This is a genomic window from Pseudomonas sp. NBRC 111133 (assembly GCF_001320605.1).
Classification (GTDB): domain Bacteria; phylum Pseudomonadota; class Gammaproteobacteria; order Pseudomonadales; family Pseudomonadaceae; genus Aquipseudomonas; species Aquipseudomonas monteilii.
The window spans coordinates 37663-45445 of sequence record NZ_BCBJ01000118.1 but is presented as its reverse complement, the minus strand read 5'-3'; the positions used below and the strand labels follow the sequence as shown (position 1 = coordinate 45445).

At 62.9% G+C, this 7783-nt stretch carries 10 protein-coding genes; 3 read left to right on the top strand and 7 right to left on the bottom strand.

What is annotated here, in order from left to right; translation table 11 throughout:
• Positions 1-36: 36 nt before the first annotated feature.
• The 4 genes from ccoP to ccoN are packed head-to-tail and all read right to left on the bottom strand — an operon-like array spanning position 37 to position 3221.
• Complete coding sequence (gene ccoP, locus APH36_RS26130) at positions 37-978, bottom strand: cytochrome-c oxidase, cbb3-type subunit III (protein ID WP_060501207.1); 942 nt, start codon at positions 976-978, stop codon at positions 37-39.
• Positions 975-1169, bottom strand: a complete 195-nt coding sequence (locus tag APH36_RS26125; RefSeq protein ID WP_016711696.1) for a cbb3-type cytochrome c oxidase subunit 3 — start codon at positions 1167-1169, stop codon at positions 975-977. The genes ccoP and APH36_RS26125 overlap by 4 nt, the downstream gene beginning before the upstream one ends.
• Before the next feature lie 5 nt (positions 1170-1174).
• Positions 1175-1783, bottom strand: coding sequence for a cytochrome-c oxidase, cbb3-type subunit II (ccoO, locus tag APH36_RS26120; RefSeq protein WP_060501205.1), 609 nt, complete (start codon positions 1781-1783; stop codon positions 1175-1177).
• A gap of 13 nt (positions 1784-1796) precedes the next feature.
• Positions 1797-3221 (bottom strand): cytochrome-c oxidase, cbb3-type subunit I, encoded by a 1425-nt coding sequence (gene ccoN / locus APH36_RS26115; protein ID WP_016488335.1) that lies wholly within the window; start codon positions 3219-3221, stop codon positions 1797-1799.
• A 50-nt stretch (positions 3222-3271) separates the two neighbouring features.
• On the opposite strand from ccoN, the gene APH36_RS26110 reads away from it, so the two are divergent.
• A complete protein-coding gene (locus APH36_RS26110) occupies positions 3272-3964 on the top strand; it encodes an alpha/beta family hydrolase (RefSeq protein ID WP_060501203.1) in 693 nt (230 codons plus the stop codon).
• A 51-nt stretch (positions 3965-4015) separates the two neighbouring features.
• On the opposite strand, the gene APH36_RS26105 is transcribed toward APH36_RS26110, so the two are convergent.
• Entirely contained in the window at positions 4016-4300 is a 285-nt protein-coding gene (locus APH36_RS26105; RefSeq protein ID WP_060501200.1) for a pyrimidine/purine nucleoside phosphorylase, read from the bottom strand.
• Positions 4301-4373: 73 nt separating this feature from the next.
• Entirely contained in the window at positions 4374-4925 is a 552-nt protein-coding gene (locus tag APH36_RS26100; protein WP_060501198.1) for an exonuclease domain-containing protein, read from the bottom strand.
• Between the two features lie 170 nt (positions 4926-5095).
• Here APH36_RS26100 and APH36_RS26095 point away from each other — a divergent pair, with 170 nt between their 5' ends.
• Positions 5096-5896, top strand: coding sequence for an ABC transporter substrate-binding protein (locus APH36_RS26095; protein WP_060501196.1), 801 nt, complete (start codon positions 5096-5098; stop codon positions 5894-5896).
• Between the two features lie 63 nt (positions 5897-5959).
• Complete coding sequence (locus APH36_RS26090; protein ID WP_060501194.1) at positions 5960-6973, top strand: GNAT family N-acetyltransferase; 1014 nt, start codon at positions 5960-5962, stop codon at positions 6971-6973.
• A 32-nt stretch (positions 6974-7005) separates the two neighbouring features.
• On the opposite strand, the gene APH36_RS26085 is transcribed toward APH36_RS26090, so the two are convergent.
• Positions 7006-7536 (bottom strand): RNA polymerase factor sigma-70, encoded by a 531-nt coding sequence (locus tag APH36_RS26085; protein WP_016711688.1) that lies wholly within the window; start codon positions 7534-7536, stop codon positions 7006-7008.
• Positions 7537-7783: the final 247 nt, after the last annotated feature.

The window sequence follows — 7783 nt, the reverse complement described above, 5'->3', positions numbered from 1 at the left end:
CTCGGTCTTACAGGCGCCGAATCCCTCTCGGCGAACTCATTTGGCGGTCACAGTTTCAGCAGCGCCATCCTGCGACAGGCTATACACATAAGCCGCCAGCAGGTGCACCTTGTCGTTGCCCTGGATCTCGGCCTGCGCCGGCATCTGCCCTTGGCGACCATAACGAATGGTCTGCTGCAACTGGGCAAAGCTCGACCCATAGATGAACGCCTGCGGGTGGGTCAGGTCTGGCGCGCCCATGGCGGGAGTGCCTTTGCCTTCCGGTCCGTGGCAGGCCACGCAGTTGCCGGCGAAGATCTCCTTGCCCTTGGCCGGGTCGGCCTTGGCGCCTTCCGGCAGGGTGCGGCCGTCCATGCTGGTCAGCACGTACGCGGCCACATCGGCCACACCCTGCTCGCCGATCACCTCGGCCCAGGCCGGCATCACACCATGGCGGCCGTTCATGATCGACGCCTTGATGGTTTCCGCATCGCCGCCCCAGCGCCAGTCCTTGTCGGTGAGGTTGGGGAAGCCGAAGGCACCCTTGGCGTCCGAGCCATGGCACACCGAGCAGTTGGAGGCAAACAGGCGGCCACCCATTTTCAGCGCTTGCGGGTCTTTGGCGACTTCTTCCACGGGCATGGCAGCGTACTTGGCGAAGATCGGGCCGAATCTGGCATCGGCCCTGTCCATTTCCTTCTGCCATTCGTTGGCGCCAGTCCAGCCGTTTTCATAACCCGGCAAGATGCCTTTCCAGTTGCCCAGGCCCGGGTAGAGGATCAGGTAGCCGACCGAGAACACCAAGGTGCCGACGAACAGCCAGAACCACCACTTGGGCAGCGGGTTGTCGTACTCCTCGATGCCGTCGAAGCTGTGGCCCATGGTCTGGTCGGTGGTGTGCTTGCTCTCGCCCTTGCGGGTGGCGAGCAACAGCCAGGTCAGGCCAATCAGGCTACCGATGGTTAGTACGCTGATGTACGTACTCCAGAAGGTGGTCATTGCCCGTTACTCCTTTTTGCAGCAGGTTCCTGCCCGGCAGGGGGCAGGCGGTCGTCGACGAAGGGCAGCAGGCGCGCTTCGGCGAAATCACGGTCGCGGCGGCGGTTGAATACCCACAGCGAGAGGCCGATGAAGGCGATCATCACCACCAGGGTGCCCAGGCCGCGGATCATGCCGATGTCCAGTTCCATCGCACTCACCTCTTGTTCTTGATCGCGGTGCCGAGCACCTGCAGGTAGGCGACCAGCGCGTCCATCTCGGTCTTGCCCTTGACCGCGTCGCGGGCGCCGGCAATGTCGTCGTCGGAGTACGGCACGCCCAGGGTGCGCAGGGTGCGCATCTTGGTGTCGGTGTGGCTGTTGTCGACCTGCTGGGCGACCAGCCACGGGTACGACGGCATCTTCGACTCCGGTACCACGTTGCGGGGGTTGTACAGGTGCGCGCGGTGCCAGTCGTCCGAGTAGCGGCCGCCCACGCGGGCCAGGTCTGGCCCGGTGCGCTTGGAGCCCCACAGGAACGGGTGGTCCCATACGCTTTCACCGGCTACCGAGTAGTGGCCGTAGCGCTCGGTTTCGGCGCGGAACGGGCGGATCATCTGCGAGTGGCAGCCCACGCAGCCTTCGCGGATGTAGATATCGCGGCCTTCCAGCTGCAGCGCGGTGTAGGGCTTCATGCCTTCCACCGGCTTGTTGGTGACGTCCTGGAAGAACAGCGGGACGATCTGGGTCAGGCCGCCGATGCTGACGGCGAACACCATCAGCAGGGCCATCAGGCCGACGTTTTTCTCGATGACTTCATGTTTCATCAGGCGTTTCTCCTCAAGCCAACTGGGCGTTCGCAGGGGCGACATCAAGCGCTGGCGAACGCACGGTGCGCCAGGTGTTCCAGGCCATCAGGAACATGCCGCTGAGGAAGATCGCGCCGCCGACGAAGCGCACGACAAAGCCTGGGTGGCTGGCCACCAGGGTTTCCACGAACGAGTACGTGAGCGTGCCGTCGCTGTTGACCGCGCGCCACATCAGGCCCTGGGCGATGCCGTTGACCCACATCGAGGCGATGTACAGCACGGTGCCGATGGTGGCCAGCCAGAAGTGCGCGTTGATCAGGCCGAGGCTGTACATGCGCTCTTTGCCGAACACTTTCGGGATGGTGTGGTACAGCGCGCCGATCGAGATCATCGCCACCCAGCCGAGGGCGCCGGCGTGCACGTGGCCGATGGTCCAGTCGGTGTAGTGGGACAGGGCGTTGACCGTCTTGATGGCCATCATCGGGCCTTCGAAGGTGGACATGCCGTAGAACGCCAGGGACACCACCAAAAAGCGCAGGATCGGGTCGCTGCGCAGTTTGTGCCAGGCGCCCGACAGGGTCATCATGCCGTTGATCATGCCGCCCCAGCTCGGTGCCAGCAGGATCAGCGACATCACCATGCCCAGCGATTGCGCCCAGTCGGGCAGGGCGGTGTAGTGCAGGTGGTGCGGGCCGGCCCAGATGTACAGTGTGATTAGCGCCCAGAAGTGCACGATCGACAGGCGATAGGAATACACCGGGCGTTCGGCCTGCTTGGGCACGTAGTAGTACATCATCCCCAGGAAGCCCGCAGTCAGGAAGAAGCCTACCGCGTTGTGGCCGTACCACCACTGCACCATGGCATCGGTAGCGCCGGCGTACACCGAATACGACTTGGTCAGGCTGACTGGCAGTTCCAGGTTGTTGACGATGTGCAGCAGCGCCACGGTCAGGATGAAGGCCCCGAAGAACCAGTTACCCACGTAGATGTGTTTGGTGTTGCGCTTCATCAGCGTGCCGAAGAACACGATGGCGTAGGCCACCCAGACGATGGTGATCAGGATGTCGATCGGCCATTCCAGTTCGGCGTATTCCTTGGAGCTGGTGTAGCCCAGCGGCAGGCTGATGGCCGCCAACAGGATCACCAGTTGCCAGCCCCAGAAGGTGAACGCGGCCAGGCCCGGTGCGAACAGGGTGGTCTGGCAGGTGCGTTGCACCGAATAATAGGAGGTGGCGAACAGCGCGCAGCCGCCGAAAGCGAAGATCACCGCATTGGTATGCAGGGGGCGCAGGCGGCCGAAGCTGGTCCAGGGGAGGTCGAAGTTGAGGGAAGGCCAGGCGAGCTGGGCGGCGATGAAGACGCCGAGCCCCATCCCGACGATTCCCCACACCACCGTCATGATGGCGAATTGGCGGACCACCTTGTAGTTATAGGCGGTACTGCTGGTTGTGTTCATGTATGGGTTCCCATCCACGGTTATTTGGCAGGCTTTACAGCGAGGCAAGCATGATTAATGGGCAAAGTGCCGGTATTGACGGGGATCAATGGGCGAAGGTCGGAAATGTCCCAGGCTTGCGCTGCGATCCTCCACAGGTTCAGGGTAAGGACGGCTACAAGGGCTGCCTGATCCTGGCCCACGGCGCAGGTGCGCCGATGGACAGCGGGTTCATGGACGAAATGGCGCAAAGGCTTGCGGCGCTTGGGGTGGCGGTCGTGCGCTTCGAGTTCCCGTACATGGCCGAGCGCAGGGTTACCGGTGGCAAGCGGCCGCCGAACCAGCAGAAGGTGTTACTGGAATGCTGGCGCGAGGTGTACCGGCAGGTGCGACCTTTGGTCGCGGGCAGGTTGGCGGTGGGTGGCAAGTCCATGGGCGGGCGCATGGCCAGCCTGCTGGCCGACGAATTGGGGGCGGATGCACTGGTGTGCCTGGGCTATCCCTTTTACGCTGTGGGTAAACCTGAGAAGCCGCGCGTGGAGCACCTGACCGGGTTGAAAACACCGACGTTGATCGTGCAGGGCGAGCGCGATGCGCTGGGCAACCGTGAGGCGGTGGCAGGGTATGCGTTGTCGCCGTCGATCGAAGTGAGCTGGCTAGTGGCGGGGGACCATGACCTGAAGCCGTTGAAGGCTTCGGGGTTCAGCCATGAGCAGCATTTGCAGACGGCGGCTGAAAAGGTTGCGGCATTCCTGAAGGGTTAGTGCTGGATTCTTCGCGGGCGAGCCCGCGAAGAGGCCGGAACGGGCTACCGCTTAGTCGCGGTACTCGCACAGGTAAGCGGTATCCACTTTCACCTGCAGCTGGAACTTGCTGTCAGCCGGTACATTGAACTTGTCGCCCGCCTTGAAGGTTTCCCAGTTGTCGCTGCCTGGCAGCTTCACGGTCAGCGCACCCGACACCACATGCATGATCTCGCGTTTGGCGGTACCGAACTCGTATTCGCCCGGGGCCATCACGCCGACAGTGGCCGGGCCTTCTTCGCCCGTGAATGCGATCGACTTGACGGTGCCGTTGAAGTACTCGTTGACCTGGAACATGGGCGACTCCTGAACAGGGTGATGAAAAATGGCTGGCCAGTATGCCCAAGCCCATTGCCTGCGTCATCTGCTTTCAGGGGCCATTGGCGGGGAGCGTCAGCGGCAGCAACCGCGCCGTATTGCGCGCGTCTTCCAGCGCCCTGTGCTGCTGCCCGCAAAAGTGCATGCCGGCCAGTTGCAAGGCCCCGTTTAAACCCGTGGGGCGTTGCAGGTGACGGGCTTTGGCAAAGCGTTGTTTGAGGTTGATGTGCGGCAGGGTGCGCAGCAGGCTGTCGAGCCCGTGCTGCTGCCATTCCTGGTGCAGTTGCTGGCGGTCGTAGTCGCCCCAGCTGACCCAGGCCTGAAGCTGCCCACGGTGGTGCCCGAGCCAGCGCTCGAAGCTTGCCCACACCTCGTGAAACGGTGCGGCGCCGTCCACGCTGGCCTGGCTGATGTGCGTCAGCTCACGGCAGAACGGGGTAAGCTGCGGACGCCGCCGTGGCCGCACAAAACGCTGGAAGTGGTCAACCTCGCGGCCTTCGCGGGTGACCAGGCTTGCGCCGATTTCAATGATTTCCATCTCTGTGACCGGCCACCCACCATCGTCGGTGGTGGCTTCCAGGTCGATCACCAACCAATGGCCCATACCAGGCTCCCTTGCAGATCCTGCTAGAGCGTAGCCAATGTCGGGGCATACGGCACCCTATGGCATTTTGCCGCCTGCTTTGGCACAAAGATGGGAACCGGCAGTTGTGCCGTCAAGGGAAAACGCCTAGCTTAGACGGACCCAGGCATGAACCGTGATGAGTGTCCGTCTTGACTCCAGCGCCCGGCCTCAAGGCCCTGTCCTCCCTGATGCTGCTGGCCGTGTACTGGCTGGCGGTGCCGGCATGGGCCGCAGATGCCGTCGAGGTGAAGATCGGCGCTGCGCACTTCCCGCCTTACACGGTGCGCCCCGAACAGGGGGCCGACACCGGCCTGCTGCCGCAATTGGTCGACGCGCTCAACCGCTTGCAACAGGCTTACCACTTCGTCCTGGTGCCCACGTCCATCCAGCGGCGTTTTGGTGACTTCCAGCAGGGCCGCACCGACATGGCCATTTTCGAGAACCCGCAATGGGGCTGGGAGCAGATTGCCCACCAGACCGTGGACATGGGCCTGGAAGATGCCGAAGTGTTCGTCGCCCGCCAGGCCAATGGCCGTGACCCGCATTACTTCGACGACCTGCGCGGCAAACGCCTGGCCTTGTTCAACGGCTACCATTACGCGTTCGCCCGCTTCAACCCCGACCCGGACTACCTGCGCAAGGCGTACAACGCGACCCTGACCTACTCCCATGACAGCAACCTGCTGATGGTGCAGGCCGGCCGCGCCGACATCGCCCTGGTCACGCGCTCCTACCTCAGTGACTTCATGGCGCGCAACCCGGCCAGCAAGGCGCAGCTTGTGCCCTCGCAGCGCATTGATCAGGTGTATCACCACTACGCCTTGCTGCGCCCGGGGGCGCCTATCGGCCAGCAGTCGTTCGCCGGCCTGCTGCGAGACCTGCGTGACAGCGGTGAGCTGGCCCGGATCTTCGAGCCTTACCGTATCACCGTCTTGGCCCCGAAAGACTAAATTCACGCGCCACGGCAACGTTCTCAGCAGTGAGCCTTTTCTTCATTTTCGTGAGTCAAGCCCATGCCGTTCGATGCCGCTTCGCAGCCCCCGTCACCGCCACGCTGGCGCCACCTCAGTGCCGAGGAGGGGGGCGGCTGGCTGAGCCTTACCCTTGAAGGCCGACCGTTGATCCAGGTGCGCCTGGAGGCCGGTGCCGCCTTGCATGTTCACCTGGACCGTCTTTGCCCCGAGCGCCCGTACCAGGCCTTGTGGGCTGCCTGCTACTGGTTGCTGTCTCGAGACACGGCCTGCCAGCGCCTGGTCTGGCACTTGCCCGAGCCACAGCCTCAGGCGCTGGCCTGTGGTTTGCTGCGGGTGGGCGAGCAGCCTGGCCAATACCTGTGCGAGCGGGCGTTGTTCTGGCAGTTGCCACAGCCTTGGCTGGGGGAGTCGATGGCGGCGGTGTACCCGCAGCAGATGCAGATCAGCAACGGCAAACGCCACCCACGCCGCGCACCCAAGCCGCGTGGTGAGGTGTACCGGCGCTTCGATGCGCGCCTGGGAAGCTGGGTGTCGTTGCGCACCCTTGAGATCGAGCACGACCTGGAGCGTTTCAACCGCTGGCAGAACAACCCACGGGTAGAGGCGTTCTGGCAGGAGGGCGGTACGCTGGCGCAGCACCGCGAATACCTGGACAAACTCGAAGCCGACCCGCACACCCTGACGCTGATCGGCTGCTTCGATGATGAGCCGTTTGCCTACTTCGAGGCGTACTGGGCCAAGGAAGACCGTATTGCACCGTTTTACCCGGCCGATGATTACGACCGTGGCATCCACATGCTGGTAGGGGAAGAGAGCCATCGCGGGCCACACAAGGTCGCCAGCTGGCTGTCGGCGCTGGTGCACTACCTGTTTCTGGATGACCCGCGTACCCAACGGGTGGTGGCCGAGCCGCGTGCCGACAACGGCAAGATGATCGGCTACATGCAGGACCAGTGCTTCCATTGCGACAAGGAGTTCGACTTCCCGCACAAGCGGGCGGCGTTGATGATTCTGGGGCGGGAGCGCTTCTTCGATCGCTGCAGATTGGCTTGAGGGTCATGGGGCCGCTTAGCGGCCCCATAAGATCAACCTTGGCGATTGGCCGTCTTGCGGCAATGCACCAGTGCATCACGGATCATGAAGTTGACCAGTGTCGGCGACACGCCCAGCTCCTTGGCGATGTCCTTCTGCGGCACGCCGTGCAAGCGGTACATCTCGAAGGCGTAGCGGGTGCGCTGCGGCAGCTCGTTCAGTGCCTCGGCAATGTCATCCAGCGCAGCGAGGTTGATGTGCGTGGCTTCGGGCGAGGCGTTCTGGATGACCACATTCAGGCCTTCCTCCTCGCTGCCGGAGTATTTCAGCTCCATCGCCTGCTTGCGGTAATGGTCGATCGCCAGGTTGCGCACGATCTGGAACAGGTAGCTGAGCTGCGCCTTGAACGACGATGTGATCTGCGGGGCGGCGCTGAGCCGGAAGAAGGCGTCCTGCACCACATCTTCGGCGCGCGAGCGGCAGCCGGTAATGCGCGCAGCGATCTTGACCAGGATGCTGCGGTTGTCGACGAAGGCCTGCAGTAATGGTGAATCGCACTTACTTGTGGATAGTTGTTCCGCCATGGAAATCACCTTGTCACAGAGGGGAAAGGAGGCACCCAAGGCTGGGAAGCTTCCTACGACGTGCGACAAGCTATTCATAATGATAATGATTGTCAAATGCGAAACTTAATTAGTATCTGTATTTTTCAGTTCTAAGGCCGCGCGTCTCTGTCTCAGGAATAACTGGCCCGAAACAAATGTGGGAGGCGGCTTGCCGGCGATGCGCCGCGCGGGCGGCGCTCGATCTCCCAGGCGTCACACCTCTCAA